Origin of the sequence: Microtetraspora malaysiensis, from assembly GCF_050947145.1 — a bacterium.
In the GTDB taxonomy this organism is placed as follows: domain Bacteria; phylum Actinomycetota; class Actinomycetes; order Streptosporangiales; family Streptosporangiaceae; genus Microtetraspora_A; species Microtetraspora_A malaysiensis.
In genome coordinates, this window is the sequence record NZ_CP191998.1 from 1,654,148 (window position 1) to 1,673,269 (window position 19,122).

The following is a 19,122-nucleotide window of genomic DNA, read 5'->3' on the forward strand; positions in this document are numbered from 1 at the left end:
AAACGATCAAGAGCTTCGCGCGGATCCGGGCGGGAATTCCTGTTCGGCCGGGCAAAGGGCGCCCTGCGACTCTGGCCGCATTTGGTCACATCATCGCGCGTTCCGCCCCGTGCGCCTAAACTCCTTCCTTTGTCATGGTCGTGTATCGCTCATACGGTCGCCACGGTAGCCTTCCGGTGAACGTGTGATATCGCCCATATCTCTCCAATTGCGTAGAACGAATGAGGGGCCATGAAAGGACGCGTGCTGGTCGTCGATGACGACGCCGCTCTCGCCGAGATGCTCGGCATCGTGTTGCGCGGGGAGGGATTCGAGCCGTCCTTCGTCTCCGACGGTGACAAGGCGCTCGACGCATTCCGGGACACGCGGCCCGACCTGGTCCTTCTCGACCTGATGCTCCCCGGCGCCGACGGCATCGACGTGTGCCGTCGCATCCGCGCCGAGTCCGGCGTGCCGATCGTCATGCTGACGGCCAAGAGCGACACCATCGACGTCGTGCTCGGGCTGGAGTCCGGCGCCGACGACTACATCGTCAAGCCGTTCAAGCCCAAGGAGCTCGTCGCCCGGGTGCGCGCCCGGCTGCGCCGCACCGACGAGCCGACCCCCGAGATCCTCCAGATCGGGGACATCACCATCGATGTCGCCGGGCACTCGGTCAAGCGCGGCGAGGAGACCATCAACCTGACGCCGCTGGAGTTCGACCTGCTGGTCGCCCTGGCCCGAAAGCCGCGCCAGGTCTTCACCCGCGAGGTCCTGCTGGAGCAGGTCTGGGGCTACCGCCACGCGGCCGACACCCGGCTGGTCAACGTGCACGTCCAGCGGCTCCGCGCCAAGATCGAGAAGGACCCCGAGCACCCCGAGATCGTCGTCACGGTCCGCGGCGTCGGATACAAGGCCGGCCCGGCCTAACCTCCCGGTCGACCCGCGATGCCCGTCCCCGCCAAACATCCCCTCCGGAGGAGCCCACGCCAGATCGTGCGCGGCGTCCGCCGGAGGGCCCGGCGCGCCGCGCGCCGGGCCCGCGGCGTGTGGCGGCGCTCGCTCCAGCTCCAGGTGGTGACCAGCACCCTGGTCATCTCGATGACCGTGGTCGTGGTCCTCGGCGTCTTCCTGATGCAGTCCATCGTCAAGTCCATGGTCGACGGTCGCAGGAACACCGCCGTCGCCGAGGCCGCCGCGAACGTCACCACCATCTCGGGTTACCTGGAGAACGCCCCCCTCGCCGGCGATTCCACCAAGCAGCAGGCGTCCGGGGACGGCGCGCCGACCTCGTCGGACAACCCCGTGGATTTGGTCGCCAAGAGCCTCGCCGAGCGGGCCGGGTCCCGCTACAGCGTGGTCATCCGCAACGACATGGCCGTGGGCGAGGACCGGGCGACCGGCAACATCGACTGGCGGAGCGTCCCCGAGAAGATGCGCGAGAAGGTGCGCAAACTCGGCCCGCTGGACCCGCCCTACGCCCAGATCGGGGTCCCGCTGCACTTCCTCGGCAAGGCCCCCGAGATCGGCATGGTGGTCGGCGCCAAGGTCGTCTCGTACAACGGCACCGTCTACGAGATCTACCACCTCTTCCCGATGGGCGAGGAGGAGCGGACCCTGTCGTCCATCAGGCAGCTCCTCATCGTCGTCGGCGCCGTCCTCGTGCTGCTGCTCGCCGCCATCGCCTCGCTGGTCACCCGCCAGGTCGTCACGCCCGTACGGCTCGCCCGCCAGGCGGCGGAACGGCTCGCGGCCGGCCGCCTGGAGGAGCGGCTCAAGGTGCGCGGCGAGGACGACCTGGCCCGGCTGGCCACGTCGTTCAACGAGATGGCGTCCAACCTCGCCGTCAAGATCCACCAGCTTGAGGAGCTGTCCCAGGTCCAGCGGCAGTTCGTGTCCGACGTGTCGCACGAGCTGCGCACCCCGCTGACCACGGTCAGGATGGCCGCCGACCTGCTGTACGAGAGTCGCGACGACTTCGAACCGGCCGCCCGGCGCTCGGCCGAGCTGATGCAGAACCAGCTCGAACGCTTCGAGTCGATGCTCGCCGACCTGCTGGAGATCAGCAGGTACGACGCGGGAGCCGCGACGCTCGACCTGGAGCCGGTGGACATGCGCGACGTGGTGCTGAGCGCGATCGGCGACTCCGAGGCGCTGGCCGAGCAGCACGTGACCCGCTTCGAGCTGCGCCTGCCGAGCGAGCCCTGCATGGCCGAGGTGGACAGCCGCCGGGTGGAGCGCATCCTGCGCAACCTGCTGTTCAACGCGATCGAGCACGGCGAGGGCAAGGACATCGTCGTCACGCTGGGCGGCGACAGGGACGCCGTGGCGGTCGCCGTGCGCGACCACGGCGTGGGGCTGAAGCCGGGCGAGGAGAACCTGGTCTTCGACCGGTTCTGGCGGGCCGACCCCTCGCGGGCCAGGACCATCGGGGGGACGGGGCTCGGCCTGGCCATCTCACGCGAGGACGCGCTGCTGCACGGGGGCTGGCTCCAGGCGTGGGGGTCGCCGGGGGAGGGGACCCAGTTCCGGCTCTCGCTCCCGCGCCAGGAGGGGGCGGAACTGAAGGGGTCGCCGCTCCCCCTCGTGCCGCCCGAGGTCGAGATGCGGCGGAGCTGGCGCGGCCACGTGTCCGCGCTGCCCACGGGGATGGGGGACGGGGGCGTCTTCGATGTGGATTAGGTCGAGCCCGCTCAGGTACGCGGCGGCCGCGGTCACCGCGCTCGCGCTAGCGGGTGGCGGGACGGCGTGCGCCATCATCCCGACCAGCGGGAGCCCCATCCCGGCCAAGGAGGAGAGCAACAGCGATCCGCTCAACGCGCCGTACGTGCGGATGATCGCCTCGCCGCCGAAGGCGGGCGCCCAACCGCTCGACATCGTCGCGGGCTTCCGCGCCGCGATGGCGAGCGTGGAGGATCCCGACTGGAAGATCGCCAAGCAGTACCTCACCGGCGACGCGCTCACCGAGTGGAACCCCGAGAGCGGCGTCACCGTCTTCGACGCGACCCGCCCCAAGGAGGAGAGCGACGGCAGCGGCGTCACCATGACCTTCCGCGGCACGGTCGCCGCGACCATCGACGGCGAGGGGCGCTACCAGGACCTCACGCTCACCGGCGCCGACCGGGACGTGACGTTCGCGCTCAAGAAGGTCGGCGAGGAGTGGCGCATCTCCGCCGCACCGCCGGGACTGCTTCTCTCGTCCTCAGACATCAAGCGCGCGTACGAGGCGTTCGACCTCTACTACCCGGACGTCAGCGGCAGGTGGCTCGTCGCCGATCACGTCGCCATCCCGATCGACCCGAGCGAGAGCCAGGTGGAGACCCTGGTGCGGTGGCTGCTGCGCGGCCCCGGGCAGTCGCTGCGCGGCGCGGTGGGGAACGTCCTCCCCGAGGGTACCCGGCTGATCCGCGTCGCCGCCGACGGCGACAGCGTGATCCTCGACTTCACCTCCGCGATGGCGGTGATCGGCGACCGGTCCGACCAGCTCAGGGCGGTCTGCGCGCAGCTCGCCTGGACGCTCGGCCAGGTCGTCCCCGGCCAGAGCATCCAGATCCAGGTGAACGGGGAGCCGCTCCCGGGGGACGGCCGCAGCATCAAGTCGCAGAACTACCCCGAGTTCAACCCCGCCGTCCTCACCGGAGAGCAGCCCGCCTACTTCATGAGGGGCGGGGTGCTGCACCGGATCGACCACGACGCGGACGACCCGGTGGTCGAGGGCGTGGCGGGCCAGAAGACCATGGGCTTCTCCTCTCCGGCGATCTCCGGCACCGACCGGATGGCCAAGGTGGCCGCGCTCGGCGACGACGGCGCCGTCTACGTCTCCTCCATGACCGAGGACAGCCGCTGGGACAAGTGGATGGGCGGCACGAAGGGCAGCACCCTCACCCCGCCCTCCTGGGACCGCTACGGCGCCGTGTGGGCGGCCGAGAACATCGCCGGCGAGCTGCGCGTCTGGACCGCGTACGGCGCGGCGCCGCAGCGGGTCCTCATCCCGGCCGACATCGCCGAGGCCAACGTCGAGGCGCTTCGCGTCGCCCGTGACGGCGCCCGCGTGGCGATGATCGTCGACAACGGCCACGGACCCGAGGTGCGGACCGGCCCGATCATCCGGGACGAGGGCAACCCGCGGATCGGCGAGCTGCGGACGCTGGTGGAGGCCAAGGAGAACCAGCGCATCCTCGACGTCGCCTGGAAGGACGGGCAGCACGTCGTCGTCCTGTCCGACAGCCTCAAGGGCGGGCGCGTCTACACCGTGTACTCGGTGACCGACGGGCGGTCCGAGGAGCCCAAGTCGGCCGCGCACGTGTCGACCATCAGCGCGGCGGGGGACTCCCTGCTCGCCGGCAGCGACGACAGCGACGACAGCGGCGACAGAGGCGAGGTCTTGTCCTGGGACGCCAAGAAGAGCCAATGGGTGACCGAGGCCAAGGACGGCGCGAGCACCCCCGTCTACCCCCTCGGCTGACAGCCGCCCCGGGCCGGGGCGGAAGTGTCGGTGGTCCCTGACAGGGTGGGCGGGTGCTCGCGGCCCTGCTCGACCTGGTCCTGCCGCCCCGGTGCGCCGGGTGTGGCGAGCCCGGCGCGCTCGTCTGCCCGCTCTGCCTGGAGGAGGTCCTCCGCGAGCCGGCGACGCGCCCGCCCGACCCGGTTCCTCCCGGCCTGCCCGAGTGCTGGTCGGCGACCCGTTATGACGGCGCCGCCCGCCGGGTCCTGCTGGCCTACAAGGAGCGCGGCCGTACGGCCCTGGCCCCTCTGCTGTCCGCGGTCCTGGCCGAGGTCGCGGAGACCGCCCTCGCGGCCCACGCCTGGCGTCCTGGGCATCCCTCCGTCGCCCTGGTGCCCGTGCCCAGCGCCCGCGCCGCCTCGCGCAGGCGCGGCCACGACCCGGTCGGCGTGATCACGTCCGGGGCGGCGAAACTGCTGCGGCGGCGCGGGCTGCCGGTCACCGCCGCGCCGATGCTGCGGCAGGGCCGCCGGGTGGCGGACCAGGCGGGCCTCAGCTCCACGCAGCGGGCCGCCAACCTGCGGGACGCATTCGTGGCAGCCCCGGGCCGCCCCGCCGTCGCACGGCCCTCTGGGGGCCGTGTGGGCGCCGTCCTGCTGGTTGACGACATCGTCACCACCGGCGCGACCCTCGCGGAGGCGGCCCGCGCCGTACGGGAGACCGGTGCCGAGGTGCCGCTGGCGATCACCGTCGCCGCCACGCCGAGAACCCGGGAAAGGGGCCGGAATCCGATGGCGCGACACGCCGGGGAGACATAGATCACGCCGTTGACGGAGGGTAAAGAAACGATCGATCCAGGCTTTGTGTCCGATGCCACAACTTTGGTCCGCGATGGACAGGAAGTCCTGTTCAGCGGGCACTGTACCCCTGGGCGACAGGGGCGAACCGTTCGCGCCGGACCGGTGGCGCGGGGGACGGATCTTCCCGGAGGTCACCGACTGTGATCGATCGGCGAGGCGCGCGGCTGACATTCGGCCCGGCAGCGACTAGCGTTCAGGACATGGCACCCGTTCGGGTCCGTGGTTGCGCCGGATCGACCCCCTTGAGGGGGCCGGTTCTGCTAGCCGATGCCAGCCGCAGGCGAAACGGTCCACGTAAGGCGACTCTTGGTCGTCCGATCACGGTGCGGCTTAGAGGTAAGTCCTGCCTTCCCGGGGGTCCAGATGTCCCCCGCAAGGAGAGAAGGGCGTTAGTGGCAAAGAGCTGCGAATCCCTCAGCAGGCGGATGTGGGGACGAAGACCAGGTCGGCCGGACGGGTGCCGCGAGCGCGTCGCGCTCTCCATCACAGTCGAGATGCGAAGGGGGGCTTTTGCGTGGACATCATCGTCAAGGGACGGCACACCGGTGTGAGTGACCGATTCCGTGAGCACGTGACCACGAAGCTGGCCAGAATCGAGCGACTGGACAACCGGCTCATCCGGGCGGACGTGGAAGTGTCCAAGGAGCGGAATCCTCGGATGAGCGATCAGCGGGAGCGCGTGGAGCTGACGGTCCGCTCCCGGGGCCCGGCGATCCGCGCCGAGGCCGCGGCGGACGATCGCTTCGCGGCGCTGGACCTCGCGCTGAGCAAGCTGGAGGCCCGCCTGCGCAAGCTGGCGGACCGGCGCAAGGTCCATCACGGGAAGAGCAGCCCGCCCTCGGTGGGCATCCTCACGGCCGGACTGGGCGAGGCCACCCCGGAGGTCACCGGGCCGTCGCTCCAGGCTGAGTCCCGGACCGAGGTCCCGCAGCAGACTGCGTACGAGGAACCGATCGTGCAGATCGAAATGGACGGCGAGGGGCCGCTCGTCGTCCGGGAGAAGTTCCACGAGGCCGACCCGATGACGATCGACCAGGCTCTTCTTGAGATGGAGCTCGTCGGGCACGACTTCTTCCTCTTCAGAGACAAGGAAAGCGGGCAACCGAGCGTCGTCTACCGCCGGCGTGGCTACAGCTACGGCGTGCTCAGACTGGTCGAGCGATAGGAGCCACCCGTGGATTCCGCGCCCCGCGGAATCCACGGGCCCGGCCCGTCCCCCGCGAACGAAGATCCTCTCTCGCGCCGGAAGCCGTGTAATGATGGCGACCCGGCTACCTTGACCCCCGCAAGGAGGAGAAGTGAGGGAGCGAAGCGGTGAGCCGATCCGCGTCCTCATCGTGGACGACCACGCGCTGATCCGCCGCAGTCTGGAGCTCGCGCTGGCCGCCGAGGACGACATCGAGGTGGTCGGCGAGGCGAGCGACGGCCAGGAAGCGGTGGAGCTCGCCGGCCGGTTGCTTCCCGACGTGGTGCTCATGGACGTGCGGATGCCCCGGCAGGACGGCATCGGGGCGACGCGGAGCATCAAGGACTCGGTGCCGAGCACGCGGATCATCATGCTGACCGTGAGCGACGAGGAGGAGGACCTCTTCGACGCGATCAAGGCCGGCGCCACCGGCTACCTTCTCAAGGACGTCCAGCTGGACGAGGTGCCCGACGCCGTGCGCGGCGTTCACGAGGGCCAGTCGCTCATCAACCCGGCGATGGCGGCCAAGCTGATCAGCGAGTTCCAGCACATGAGCCGCAAGGAGGCCGAACGGCCGCCGCAGCTCCCGGTGCCCCGGCTGACCGACCGCGAGATGGAAGTGCTCCGGCTGGTCGCCAAGGGCATGAACAACCGGGAGATCGCCAAGGATCTGTTCATCTCCGAGAACACCGTCAAGAACCACGTGCGCAACATCTTGGAGAAGCTCCAGCTGCACTCCCGGATGGAGGCGGTTGTCTACGCCGTCCGGGAGCGCCTGCTGGAGATCACCTGACGGTGGCTCAGGCGGGGCCGTCCGGCGGCTCCGCCTGAGCGGCGAGCGCGGCCCGCAGCGGACCCTCGTGCTCGGGCGAGGTGACGCGCTCGACGCGGACGCTTGTGCAGCCGACCCAGCTCGCCGCCTCCCACAGCGCGTCCCGCATCGCCTCGACGGCCGCGGCCGGTCGGGGCCCCGGCTCGAACCCGACCTGCCGGGCGACGAAAACCGACCCCTCCCGGGCCGGATCCACCCGGCCGACGATCCGCCCGCCGGCCAGCACCGGCATCGCGAAGTATCCGTGCACGCGCTTGTGCTTCGGGACGTAAGCCTCCAGACGGTGGCTCAGCCCGAAGACGCGCTCGGCGCGCGCCCGCTCCCAGATGAGCGAGTCGAAAGGGGACAGGAGCGTCGTGCGGTGCCGTCCGCGGGGCTCGCCCTCCAGGGCGGCCGGATCGGCCCAGGCGTTGGCCGCCCCGTCGCCCGTGGCGCCCCGCCGCGCCCGCGCGGCCGGCCAGCCGGAGACGCGGACCGGCGCCAGCCCGGCGGCCCCGCTCTCCAGGGCGTCGTCGAGGAGCTCCGCGTACCTGCCCGTGACCCGGGTGAAGTCGACGAGGTCGGCCCGCGTAGCCACGCCGAGGGAGCGGCCGGCGATGGCGGTGAGCGCGGCCACGCCCTCCGCGTCGGTCACCTCCCGGTCGAGCAGGTCACGGGGGACGGCCCGCTCGGCCAGGTCGTAGACGCGCCGCCAGCCGACCCGCCGGGTGCAGACCACCTCACCGATGTCCAGCAGGTATTCGATCGAGATCTTGGCGTCGGACCAGTCCCACCATTCGCCCGCCTGCGTCGCGCCGGAGGCACGCCGATCGACCCGGGCGCCGCCGAGGTCGGTCGTCGTGATCGGGCCGTCCTGCCGGACCTGCTCCAGGATCTTGTCCACCGTGGGCGGCACCTCGTGCCAGCGGTACCGCCGCTCCCGGTAGGCGCGGCGGCGGAACGCGTACAGGGGCCAGTGTTCGAGGGGAAGGATGCAGGCGGCGTGGCACCAGTACTCGAAGGCCTGCGCCGGATCGCGCCAGTACGCCCGCTCGGCCGCCGCCCGGCCGATGGCCCCGAGCCGGGCGTACGCGACGAGTTCATGAGAACGTGCGAGCACCGAGATGGTGTCGAGTTGTACCGCGCCCACGCGCCGGAGCATGCCGCGCACTCCGCCACTCCGGGAGCGGGCGCCGAGGAAACCCTGGGCCCGGAGGATGATCCTGCGGGCCTCGTCTGCTGTCAGGTCCGTCACAGCGGCCGATGTTAGACGCTGTGACCGACAAAACGACTACGACGGTGTTACGGGGCCGGATCAGTGCTGGGGAAGCTCGTGGTGCTCGAAGGGGGAGCGGTGCTCGCGCTCGGGCATCACCCGCGGGGCGTCGATGATCACATCGGAGAAGATGTCGACCAGAAGGGCGACCACGCCACCGACCGCGCAGATGCCCGCTCCGACCCAGAAAGTGATCCAACTCGGCCCGAGAGTGAGGCCGACGCCGCCGACGGTGAAACCGGCGACAATGATGATGACGGCGAGCCAAGACTTGGGGCTTCCGCCATGACTGCCCTGATGTGCGCTTTCTGCCATACACCGTTTTCTACCCGATGGCCTTGTCGGTACGCGAGCCGGGGAACGACTGAGAGGCTTCGGCCGTTGTAATGACGCCGCTCCGTCCTCTCTCAGGTGGCTGTGTCCAGTGATGGAACGGCCTACGATGGCAGCGGGGAAGTATGTCTCGTCCTCACACTCCGGTGGATCCGCCGGGGTAGACCTGCGAGGAGCTTTACTAAAAGTGGCAGCCATTCTCGACAAGATCCTTCGCGCCGGCGAGGGCAAGACTCTGCGCAAGCTCAAGCGGATCGCCGAGCAGGTCAACTCCGTTGAAGAAGACTTCAAGAGCCTGTCCGACGCAGAGCTGCGCGCCCTGACCGCCGAGTACCGGCAGCGCCACGCCGACGGCGAGTCGCTCGACGACCTGCTGCCCGAGGCGTTCGCCACCGTCCGCGAGGCCGCGCGCAGAGTCCTGGGGCAGCGCCCGTACGACGTGCAGCTCATGGGCGGCGCCAACCTGCACATGGGCAACATCTCCGAGATGCGCACCGGTGAAGGCAAGACGCTCACCTGTACTCTCCCCGCCTACCTGAACGCGATCTCCGGCAAGGGCGTTCACGTCATCACGGTCAACGACTACCTCGCCAAGCGTGACGCCGAGAACATGGGCCGCGTCCACCGCTTCCTCGGCCTCGAGGTCGGCGTCATTCTCGCCAACATGCCGCCGGACGAGCGGCGCAAGCAGTACAACGCCGACATCACGTACGGCACGAACAACGAGTTCGGCTTCGACTACCTGCGCGACAACATGGCGTGGTCCATCGAGGAGTGCGTCCAGCGCGGCCACAACTTCGCCATCGTCGACGAGGTGGACTCGATCCTCATCGACGAGGCGCGCACCCCGCTGATCATCTCCGGCCCCGGCGAGCAGTCCGGCAAGTGGTACGCCGAGTTCGCCAAGATCGTGCCCAGGCTCCGCCGGGGCACCGAGGGCAAGGACGGCGAGGAGAGCACCGGCGACTACGTCGTCGACGAGAAGAAGCGCACGGTCGGCGTCCTGGAGGCCGGCGTCGAGAGGGTCGAGGACTGGCTCGGCATCGACAACCTCTACAAGCCCGAGCACACCCACCTGGTGCAGTTCCTCAACAACGCGCTCAAGGCCAAGGAACTGTTCAAGAAGGACAAGGACTACATCGTCGTCGACGGCGAGGTCCTGATCGTCGACGAGTTCACCGGGCGCGTGCTGCACGGCCGTCGCTACAACGAGGGCATGCACCAGGCCATCGAGGCCAAGGAGGGGGTGAAGGTCAAGGACGAGAACCAGACTCTCGCCACCATCACCCTGCAGAACTACTTCCGCCTCTACGCCAAGCTCGGCGGCATGACCGGCACCGCCGCGACCGAGGCCAACGAGTTCCACCAGACCTACAAGCTGGGCGTCGTCCCCATCCCGACGAACCGGCCGATGGTCCGTAAGGACCAGGCGGACGTCGTCTACAAGACGGAGGACGCCAAGTTCCAGGCGTGCGTCGAGGACATCAAGGAGCGCTTCGAGCGGGGCCAGCCGGTCCTGGTCGGCACGACCAGCGTCGAGAAGTCCGAGAAGCTGTCGCGGATGCTCAAGCGCCAGGGCGTGCAGCACGAGGTGCTGAACGCGAAGAACCACGCCCGTGAGGCCACGATCGTCGCCGAGGCGGGGCGCAAGGGCGCCGTCACGGTCGCGACCAACATGGCCGGCCGCGGCACCGACATCATGCTCGGCGGCAACCCCGAGTTCCGCGCCGGCCTCGAGCTGGAGCAGCGCGGCCTGTCTCTGACCGAGACCCCCGACGAGTACGAGAAGGCCTGGACCGAGGCGCTGGAGAAGGCCAAGGAAGCCGTCAAGACCGAGCACGAGGAGGTCACCGAACTCGGCGGCCTGTACGTCCTCGGCACCGAGCGGCACGAGTCCCGCCGCATCGACAACCAGCTCCGCGGCCGTTCCGGCCGTCAGGGAGACCCGGGCGAGTCCCGGTTCTACCTGTCGCTGGAGGACGACCTGATGCGGCTGTTCAACTCCGCGCGGGTCGAGATGATCATGACGCGGCTGAACATCCCCGACGATGTGCCGATCGAGTCCGGCATCGTCTCGAAGGCGATCGCGTCCGCCCAGCACCAGGTCGAGCAGCAGAACTTCGAGATCCGCAAGAACGTCCTCAAGTACGACGAGGTCATGAACCGGCAGCGCAAGGTGATCTACGCCGAGCGTCGCCGGGTGCTTGAGGGCGCCGACCTACACGAGCAGGTCCGCGGGTTCGTCACCAACGTGATCGACGACTACGTCAAGGCCGCCACGGCCGAGGGCTTCGCCGAGGAGTGGGACCTCGACAAGCTGTGGAAGGCCTTCGGGCAGCTCTACCCGGTCTCGATGACCGTCGAGCAGCTCGTGCAGGAGGTCGGCGGCGAGCGCGAGGACCTGAGCGCCGATCTCATCGCCGAGAAGATCAAGGCCGACGCGCTTGAGGCGTACCAGCGGCGCGAGGAGGAGCTCGGCTCCGAGGCGATGCGCGAGCTGGAGCGCCGGGTGATCCTCTCGGTGATCGACCGCAAGTGGCGCGAGCACCTCTACGAGATGGACTATCTCCAGGAGGGCATCGGCATGCGCGCCTACGCGCAGAAGGACCCGCTGGTGGAATACCAGCGCGAGGGCTTCGAGATGTTCTCCGCGATGCTCGACGGCATCAAGGAGGAGTCGGCCGGCTACCTGTTCAACCTCGAGGTCGAGGTCCAGGCGAACCCGATCGTCGAGGAGCACGACCACGACCACGACCACGAGCACGCGGACGACTCCGTGCACGAGGCGAGCTCGATCATCGCCAGGGCGCTGCGCCAGCCGGCCCGCCCCAGCGAGATGGTCTACACGGCGCCCGGCGAGACCGGCGACGTCGAGGTCAGCCGGGTCCGCTCCACGCCGGAGCAGCGCGCCGCGTACGGCAACGTGGAGCGCAACTCCCCGTGCCCGTGCGGCTCGGGCAAGAAGTACAAGCGGTGCCACGGCGACCCGAAGAACGTCGAGGCCTGATCGCGTCATCAGGGGAGGCCCCCGCCGGAGATCCGGCGGGGGCCTCCCCTTTTCGGGTGCGAAGCGGTCCGCCGGCCGTCCCGCGCCCGCCCGCTGAACCGCGCCTGAGAGCATCACAGGCGCATCGGGCGGCATGGGACCGCTTCGGCGTCGGCGGGCCGTCCAGCGGCGCCACGTCCCCTGGCGTCACGCGGTCTCGAAGTCGGTGACGAGCCACTGGACACCCCGGCGTTCGAGGCGCAGGGCGAGGGCGTGGCTGCGCGGCCCGCAATGGATCAGCAGGCACATCTCCACCACGCCGTCGTCCGGCCGCTGGATGTGCGGAGCGCCGACCATGGGCGGCCGTGGAGCGTCGATCATCTTCCCGGCCCGGATCAGCTCGCCGTACGCGCGCTCGCTGAGCCGGTCCTGCACGGTGGCGGGCGGGCGGCGCCCGCAGAGGATCTCCGCCATGGCGCGGCCGAGGCCGCGCAGCCGCCGTTCGTCGGGCAGCGCGCCGGACGGGCCGTGGAGGAGCGGCCCGCCGCCCGAGGCCAGGGCGAGCGCGCCGTACGTCCGGGGCGGGTCGTCCGGCACGGCCCCGTCCGGCCACAGGCGGCCGGTCGGGGCCTCGTCGTACGCGGGATCGGCTGTGGGAACGGGCAGGAGCCGTGGCAGGCGGATCGGGCGCGGCGTCGGTTCGGGCATCGGAACCCCCCAGGTTCGTCGGCGGACGTGACGACTACTAGAGATTCCGGCCCGGCCGGTTGATACGAACGCCGCCAACTTTCCGGCCTGAGGGGTGGTGATGTGACGCTATGCGGGCAAGGTCCGGCCGGTGCAGCAGGCGGTTGGAGTGGCGCCCACCGGATTACGGCGCACGTGTGACGGGGTTTTGCCCTGACCGGATCAGAGGCGGGTGCGGACCGGTTCCGCGCTCTCGCCGGAGTCGACGTCCGGCTCGGGTTCGCGGCCCGGGGTCATGAAGTTCAGTTTCTTGATCAGGAAGCTGAAGACCGCGTAGTAGATCACGGCGTAGACGACGCCGATGCCCATGACCAGCCAGAACTGGTGGGTGTTGCTCTTGCTGATGTTGAGCAGGGCGTCGGTGGCGCCGGCGGAGAACCCGAAGCCGAGCCGACCCCCCAGCCAGGCGGTCAGCGCCATGGAGATGCCGGTGAGCACGGCGTGCACCACGAACAGGAGCGGGGCGACGAAGATGAACGCGAACTCGATCGGCTCGGTGATGCCGGTGACGAAGGAGACCAGCGCCGCGGAGATCATGATGCCGCCGACGGCCGGGCGCCGGTGGGCGGGCGCGGCCCGCCAGATCGCCACCGCGGCGGCGGGCAGGCCGAACATCATGACCGGGAAGAAGCCGGTCATGAACGAGCCGAAGCCGTCCGCGCCCTGGAGGTAGCAGGTCAGGTCGCCGGCGAACTGCGCGCCGGCCGCGTTCGAGCAGCCGGGCACCTGGAACCACACGATCGAGTTGATGATGTGGTGCAGGCCGAGCGGGATGAGCAGGCGGTTGGCCACGCCGTACACGCCGGCGCCGACCACGCTGTTGTCGGCGATCACCTTGCCGAGGCTGTTGATCCACTCGCCGACCGGCGGCCAGATCAGGCCGAAGACGACGCCGAGCACGACCCCGGCGAAGGCCGTCACGATCGGGACGAACCGCCGGCCACCGAAGAAAGCCAGCCAGGCGGGCAGCTTGATCCGGTAGTACCGCTGCCACAGCAGCGCCGTGACGACGCCGATGACGATGCCGCCGAGCACCCCGGTCGGGTTGTTCGCGGACCAGTTGATCGTGTCCAGCGCGACGCCGTCCGCGCCGACCACGGTGTGCGCGACCCGCTTGTGCACCGCGTCCACGGCGGGGGCCTGGAAGAACAGCCCCTTGGTCACCCGGTCGAAGACCAGGTAACCGACCAGCGCCGCGACGGCCGTCGAGCCGTCCGAGCGGCGGGCGAAGCCGACCGCGACACCCACCGCGAACAGCAGCGGCAGGGCGTCGAAGAGCGCGTCGCCGGCGTTGAGCAGCACGGTGGCGACGTGGGCGACCCACTCGAACCCCGCCACGTCCGCCAGGCCGCCGGGCGCGGGCCCGTTGGACCCCAGCATGTCGGGCTGGCCGAACCGCTTGAGGATCGCGGCGGCGGGCAGTACGACGATCGGCAGCATCAGGGAACGGCCCAGACGCTGCAGCAGGCCCATCACGACGGATCCCGACGACGGAACGGCGGGTGGTCCCGTCTCGGCCGAGCGTGAACTCATCGGTGTTCCTCCAGGGCTGGGGTTCGGGAGGATCGCTTGCGCTATGGACGCCGGACGGGGATCTCCAGGAGCGTTCTGAGCTGGTAACGGTCGGCGCGGTAGGTGGAGACGCCGAGCTCGGCGCACACCCCGCCGGCGAAGGAACGCCGGGCGAGCAGCAGGACCGCGCCGCCCCTGTGCAGCTTGAGCAGGTCGGCGTCGCCCGGGTCGGCGATGCCGCCGTCGATGGTGAGCTCGCCCGCGTCGAGCACCAGGCTGTACCGCGATTCGAGCAGCGCGTACAGCGAGCGCCCGGACAGGTCGTAGGCGTCGAGGTCCGGGGCGAGGGCCACGGGGATGTGGGCGCGCTCGATGGCGAGCGGCTCCCCGTCGGCGGTGCGCAGCCGCTCGATGAAGTGGACGGCGTCGCCGGGCTGGATGCCGAGCTCACGCGCGAGGTGGGCGCTGGCCCGGACGATCCGGCGGTCCAGGTCGCGAGAGCCGGGCGTGAGGCCTCGGGCCCGCATGTCGTCGCTGAACGACGTGAGCTGGAGGGCCAGCTCGATCTTGGGGCGGGCGACGAACGTGCCCTTGCCCGGCACCCGGTGCAGCCTGCCCTCCGACACCAGGTGGTCGACCGCCTGCCGCACCGTCATGCGGGAGAGGCGGAACCGCTGGCAGAGCTCGCGCTCGGAGGGGATCGCCGCGCCGATCGCCAGCTCGTTGCTCTCGATGAGATCGAGCAGGATCTCCCGGAGCTGGAAGTACTTGGGCACCGGGCTGTCCGGATCGATCTGAGCCACTGATCCCTCCCCTCTCGATCTGATCATTTCAGTTGGGTTATGGTTCGTGCTGGTCTAGTCCGGACTAGACCACAGCTGGGAATTGTGTGTCAATGTACGGACCAGAGACGGATCGATAACGGCAAGGTCTCGCCAAGCCGAGATTTGAGGATGGCACCAAATGACGACCAAGATGCGCAGCGAGATCGCCGAGCAGCCCGCCGCGCTCCGCGCCACGCTTGACGCGCTGCTGCCCCGGGTGGACGAGGTGCGGCGACTCGCCGAGCAGACCCGGCACCTGCTGTTCGTCGCGCGCGGCACGTCGGACAACGCGGCGGTGTACGGCCGCTACCTGATCGAGGCCCGCGCCGGTCGCATGTGCGCGCTCGGCGCTCCGTCGATCGCCACCACCTATCGCCGCAGGGTCGACCTGGACGGCGTGCTGGCGGTGGGCCTGTCCCAGTCCGGCCGCACCGAGGAGATCGTCGAGACCCTCGACTGGGCGAAGAGCTGCGGCGCGAAGACCGTCGCGATCACCAACGGCGGCCCCGCCTCGCCGCTGGCCGAGGTCGCCGACCTGGCCCTCTGCACGCTGGCGGGCGAGGAGAAGGCCGTCCCGGCCACCAAGACGTACACCACGCAGCTCGCCGCGCTCGCGGTGCTCGCCCTCGGGGTCGGCGCCGACGTGAACGCCGACGACCTGCAGCGGGTGCCGGACGCGGTGGAGAAGCTGGTCGACGACCCCGGCGACCTGGCCGCCGTGGTCGAGGGCCTCGTCGGCAAGCCCGGCGTGGTCGTCTCCGGCCGGGGCTTCGCCTTCTCCACCGCGCTCGAACTCGCGCTCAAGCTGAAGGAGGCCTGCTACCTGCACGCGATGGGTCTGTCGTACGCGGACCTGCTGCACGGGCCGATCGCCGTCGTGGACGAGGACACCCCGGCCATCCTGGTCGCGGCCGGCGAGGGGCCGACGCTGCCCGGCACGGTCGCGCTCGCCGAGCGGGTCACCGGCGCGGGCGCCTCCGCGTTCGGCGTCGGCGGCGGCACGGCGCTCGCCGCGGCGGCCACCGCCGCGCTGAACGGCCCCGACCTGCCCGAATGGGTGGCGCCCATGGGCCTGATCGTCCCCGGCCAGCTCCTCACCGAGGCGCTCGCCCGCAGGCTGGGCATCGACCCCGACGCTCCGCGAGGTCTGAACAAGGTCACGCAGACGGATTAGCCTGCGCACAGCACGCATTTCGAGGAGGACCGACATGGCGGCAGATGTCCGGGCGATCATCGCTGGGCTCGGTGGTGTGGACAACGTCATCGAGATCGAGCCGTGCATCACGCGGCTGCGGACGGAGGTGTACGACGCCTCCAAGGTCGACCAGGCGGCCCTCAGGGCGGCGGGCGTCCACGGCGTGATGCTCGCGGGCAACGTCGTACAGGTCGTGGTGGGCCCCGACGCCGACACGATCGCGAGCGACATCGAGGAGCTCATCGGCTGACGCCGTGGGGCGAGCCGGACAGGAGGGGGCGTGGTGACGGCGGTTCTCGCCCCGGTGGCGGGGACGGCGATCGGTCTGGTGGCCGTGCCGGACCCGGTCTTCTCCCAGGCCATGGTGGGGCCCGGGTCGGCGATCGACCCCCGGCGCGAGCCCGGCCAGGCCGTCGCCCCGATCAGCGGGACCATCGTCAAGCTGCGCGCGCACGCCTACATCGTCCTGGGGGACGACGGCCGGGGCGTCCTCGTGCACCTCGGCATCGACACCGTGCAGCTCAAGGGGGAGGGCTTCCGGCTGCTCGCCGCCGAGGGGGACCGGGTCCGGGCCGGTCAGCCGGTGGTCTTCTGGGATCCGGCCGCGGTCGAGGCGGGCGGCCGGTCGCCGATCTGCCCGGTGGTCGCCCTGGACGCGGCGGCCGGCGAGGTCGACGGCGAGGTCCGCGGTGGCGTGGGCGCGGGCGACGAGCTGTTCCACTGGTCGTGACGGCGGCCCCCGAAAGCGGCCTGGCGATTCCAGGACGGCGCCGGGGCCCTGGCGGGTCGTCCGCTGTTCCACCGCGGCTCCGGAGCGGCTCTGAGCGGTCGTGAACGCCGGACCGCCGGGTAAATGAGTGCCGAACGGGGGCCCGGTTGGCGGTGGACCGCCCGGGGCGAGCAGAATCCGCGTGGGAGACCCCGACGATCCGGGGGAATCCGCAAGAAAACCGCTGGGAGAACCCCGACAGAAGAGGAGGAAACGTGGCCGAGCGTAAGGTCACCGTCATGTCCGAAGTGGGGCTGCACGCCCGTCCCGCCGCGACGTTCGTGCAGACCGCGGCCCAGGCGCCCTTCGACGTCACCGTCGCCAAGTTCGGCGTCCCGCCGGTGAACGCGAAGAGCATCCTGTCGGTGCTGGCCCTGGACGTGCGCCAGGGCGAGACCATCGTCATCAGCGCCGACGCCGAGGGCGCGGACGAGTTCCTGGACCGGCTCGCCGCCATCGCGTCGGCGCCCTGACCATGCACGCGGATCGGCTGGCCGGCCTGGGCGTGAGCCCGGGCGCCGGTTACGGCCCGGCGCACCGGCTGGTGCGCGACGTCCCCGAGCCGCCCAGGGCCGCGCGTCACGGCGGGGACGCGCGGGCCGAGCTGCTGCGGGCCGAGCAGGCCCTGGAGCGGGTGGCCGCCGACCTCGCCGCGCGCGGCGACCAGGCGGGCGGCGAGGCGCGGGACGTCCTCGCCGCGCAGGCCATGATGGCCCGCGACCCCGACCTCGCCGCGAGGGTGGCCGAGCTGATCGAGCAGGGCGTCGCGGCCTCCCGCGCCGTCTTCGACGCTTTCACCGGATATCGGGAGCTGCTGGCCGCCGCGGGCGGCTACCTGGCCGCGAGGGCCGCCGACCTCGACGACATCAGGGACCGGGTCGTCGCGGCGCTGGAGGGCCTGGCGTTGCCGGGCCTGCCCGCCGACCCCGCCGAGCCGTACGTGCTGGTGGCCAGGGATCTCGCGCCCGCGGACACCGTGCTGCTCGACCCCGCGACGGTCGTGGCGTTCGTGACCGAGGAGGGCGGGCCGACCAGCCACACCGCGATCCTGGCCCGCGCGCTGGGCGTGCCCGCGGTCGTGGGCTGCGCGGGGGCGGGCGCGATCCCGCCCGGCACGCCACTGCTGGTCGACGGCTCGACCGGCGTCGTACGGCTGTCGCCGGACGAGGACGAGGTGGCCCGGGCGGTGCGGGCGGCGGAGCAGAGCACGGCGCTCCTCGCCGCCGTCTCGGGGGCCGGCGCCACCGCCGACGGCCACGCCGTGCCGCTGCTCGCGAACGTGGGCGGGCCGGCCGACATCGCGCCCGCGCTGGCGGCGGGCGCGGAGGGGGTCGGCCTGTTCCGCACCGAGTTCCTCTTCCTGGACCGGGTCGACCCGCCGACCTGGGAGGAGCAGCAGGACGCCTACCGCGAGGTGTTCGAGGCGTTCTCGGGCTCGCGGGTGATCGTCCGCGTCCTCGACGCCGGGGCCGACAAGCCGCTCGACTTCCTGCCGCCGCCGGCTCCCGAGCCCAACCCCGCGCTCGGCGAGCGCGGGGTGCGGCTGTTCCGCCGCTTCCCCGAGGTGCTGGCCGCACAGCTCGAAGCGCTGGCCAGGGCGGCCAAGGGCACGTCGGCGCGGGTTCAGGTGATGGCGCCGATGGTCGCCACGGCGGAGGAGGCCGTCTGGTTCGGCGAGGCGTGCCGCGCGGCCGGGCTGCCCTCGGCCGGAGTGATGATCGAGATCCCCGCGGCCGCTCTGCGTGCCGCCGACCTCGCCGCGGTGACCGGCTTCTTCTCGATCGGGACGAACGATCTGACGCAGTACACCCTCGCCGCCGACCGGGAGGCGGGGGCGCTCGCGGGGCTGCAGGACCCCTGGCATCCCGCCGTGCTCGACCTCGTCGCGCTGACCGCCGCGGCCGCCGGGGGCTCCGGCCGGGACTGCGGCGTCTGTGGTGAGGCGGCGGCCGACCCCGCGCTGGCCTGCGTGTTCGTGGGTCTGGGCGTGACGTCGCTCTCCATGGCCGCGTCCGCGCTGCCCCGGGTGCGCGCCGCGCTCGCCCGGCACACCGTGGACGACTGCCGCCGGGCCGCGGCCGCCGCGCGCGCGGCCGGTACGGCGTCGGCCGCGCGGGCCGCCGCCCGCGCCGAACTCCCGGCCCTCGCCGATCTGTCGCTTTGAGGGGCGCTAGCGCCTGTGGATAACTGTGGGACGGAT

General features: G+C 71.1%; 17 protein-coding genes. 12 read left to right on the plus strand and 5 right to left on the minus strand.

All coding sequences use genetic code 11. The features are described 5' to 3' along the window. Positions 1-231: 231 nt before the first annotated feature. From mtrA to ACQP1V_RS08205, 6 genes are all read left to right on the plus strand, one after another. Complete coding sequence (mtrA, locus tag ACQP1V_RS08180) at positions 232-909, plus strand: MtrAB system response regulator MtrA (protein ID WP_030509347.1); 678 nt, start codon at positions 232-234, stop codon at positions 907-909. Positions 910-927: 18 nt separating this feature from the next. After that, entirely contained in the window at positions 928-2,661 is a 1,734-nt protein-coding gene (gene mtrB / locus ACQP1V_RS08185; protein ID WP_433420465.1) for an MtrAB system histidine kinase MtrB, read from the plus strand. Then, positions 2,651-4,444 (plus strand): LpqB family beta-propeller domain-containing protein, encoded by a 1,794-nt coding sequence (locus tag ACQP1V_RS08190; protein WP_433420468.1) that lies wholly within the window; start codon positions 2,651-2,653, stop codon positions 4,442-4,444. Before mtrB ends, ACQP1V_RS08190 begins: the two co-directional genes overlap by 11 nt. Before the next feature lie 53 nt (positions 4,445-4,497). Beyond that, a complete protein-coding gene (locus ACQP1V_RS08195) occupies positions 4,498-5,241 on the plus strand; it encodes a ComF family protein (RefSeq protein ID WP_433420471.1) in 744 nt (247 codons plus the stop codon). Positions 5,242-5,797: 556 nt separating this feature from the next. Beyond that, positions 5,798-6,448 (plus strand): ribosome hibernation-promoting factor, HPF/YfiA family, encoded by a 651-nt coding sequence (gene hpf, locus ACQP1V_RS08200; RefSeq protein WP_433420474.1) that lies wholly within the window; start codon positions 5,798-5,800, stop codon positions 6,446-6,448. A 133-nt stretch (positions 6,449-6,581) separates the two neighbouring features. After that, complete coding sequence (locus ACQP1V_RS08205; RefSeq protein WP_433420477.1) at positions 6,582-7,262, plus strand: response regulator; 681 nt, start codon at positions 6,582-6,584, stop codon at positions 7,260-7,262. Between the two features lie 7 nt (positions 7,263-7,269). Here ACQP1V_RS08205 and ACQP1V_RS08210 read toward each other — a convergent pair whose 3' ends face one another. Both ACQP1V_RS08210 and ACQP1V_RS08215 read right to left on the minus strand, forming a co-directional pair. Next, on the minus strand, positions 7,270-8,535 hold the full coding sequence (locus tag ACQP1V_RS08210; protein ID WP_433420480.1) for a winged helix-turn-helix domain-containing protein: 1,266 nt from the start codon (positions 8,533-8,535) through the stop codon (positions 7,270-7,272). Positions 8,536-8,595: 60 nt separating this feature from the next. Continuing rightward, a complete protein-coding gene (locus tag ACQP1V_RS08215) occupies positions 8,596-8,871 on the minus strand; it encodes an HGxxPAAW family protein (RefSeq protein ID WP_067129314.1) in 276 nt (91 codons plus the stop codon). A 205-nt stretch (positions 8,872-9,076) separates the two neighbouring features. On the opposite strand from ACQP1V_RS08215, the gene secA reads away from it, so the two are divergent. Further along, positions 9,077-11,896: a preprotein translocase subunit SecA gene (secA, locus tag ACQP1V_RS08220; protein ID WP_387408496.1), complete on the plus strand. Its 2,820-nt coding sequence runs from the start codon at positions 9,077-9,079 to the stop codon at positions 11,894-11,896. Positions 11,897-12,082: 186 nt separating this feature from the next. On the opposite strand, the gene ACQP1V_RS08225 is transcribed toward secA, so the two are convergent. The 3 genes from ACQP1V_RS08225 to ACQP1V_RS08235 all read right to left on the minus strand — a co-directional run bounded on the left by ACQP1V_RS08225 (position 12,083) and on the right by ACQP1V_RS08235 (position 14,937). After that, positions 12,083-12,583 carry an Rv3235 family protein gene (locus tag ACQP1V_RS08225; protein WP_433420483.1) on the minus strand — a complete coding sequence of 167 codons (501 nt, stop codon included), beginning with the start codon at positions 12,581-12,583 and terminating at the stop codon, positions 12,083-12,085. 201 nt (positions 12,584-12,784) lie between these two features. Then, a complete protein-coding gene (locus ACQP1V_RS08230) occupies positions 12,785-14,155 on the minus strand; it encodes a PTS transporter subunit EIIC (protein WP_433420485.1) in 1,371 nt (456 codons plus the stop codon). Positions 14,156-14,196: 41 nt separating this feature from the next. Next, positions 14,197-14,937, minus strand: a complete 741-nt coding sequence (locus ACQP1V_RS08235; RefSeq protein ID WP_245658178.1) for a GntR family transcriptional regulator — start codon at positions 14,935-14,937, stop codon at positions 14,197-14,199. A gap of 160 nt (positions 14,938-15,097) precedes the next feature. On the opposite strand from ACQP1V_RS08235, the gene ACQP1V_RS08240 reads away from it, so the two are divergent. The 5 genes from ACQP1V_RS08240 to ptsP all read left to right on the plus strand — a co-directional run bounded on the left by ACQP1V_RS08240 (position 15,098) and on the right by ptsP (position 19,086). Then, positions 15,098-16,132 carry an SIS domain-containing protein gene (locus ACQP1V_RS08240; protein ID WP_387408499.1) on the plus strand — a complete coding sequence of 345 codons (1,035 nt, stop codon included), beginning with the start codon at positions 15,098-15,100 and terminating at the stop codon, positions 16,130-16,132. Between the two features lie 34 nt (positions 16,133-16,166). After that, on the plus strand, positions 16,167-16,403 hold the full coding sequence (locus ACQP1V_RS08245; RefSeq protein WP_067129296.1) for a glucose PTS transporter subunit EIIB: 237 nt from the start codon (positions 16,167-16,169) through the stop codon (positions 16,401-16,403). Between the two features lie 33 nt (positions 16,404-16,436). Continuing rightward, positions 16,437-16,883 (plus strand): PTS sugar transporter subunit IIA, encoded by a 447-nt coding sequence (locus tag ACQP1V_RS08250; RefSeq protein WP_067130336.1) that lies wholly within the window; start codon positions 16,437-16,439, stop codon positions 16,881-16,883. Between the two features lie 254 nt (positions 16,884-17,137). Then, positions 17,138-17,395 carry an HPr family phosphocarrier protein gene (locus ACQP1V_RS08255; protein ID WP_067129293.1) on the plus strand — a complete coding sequence of 86 codons (258 nt, stop codon included), beginning with the start codon at positions 17,138-17,140 and terminating at the stop codon, positions 17,393-17,395. Positions 17,396-17,397: 2 nt separating this feature from the next. After that, positions 17,398-19,086 carry a phosphoenolpyruvate--protein phosphotransferase gene (ptsP, locus tag ACQP1V_RS08260; RefSeq protein WP_433420488.1) on the plus strand — a complete coding sequence of 563 codons (1,689 nt, stop codon included), beginning with the start codon at positions 17,398-17,400 and terminating at the stop codon, positions 19,084-19,086. The last annotated feature ends 36 nt before the right edge of the window (positions 19,087-19,122 follow it).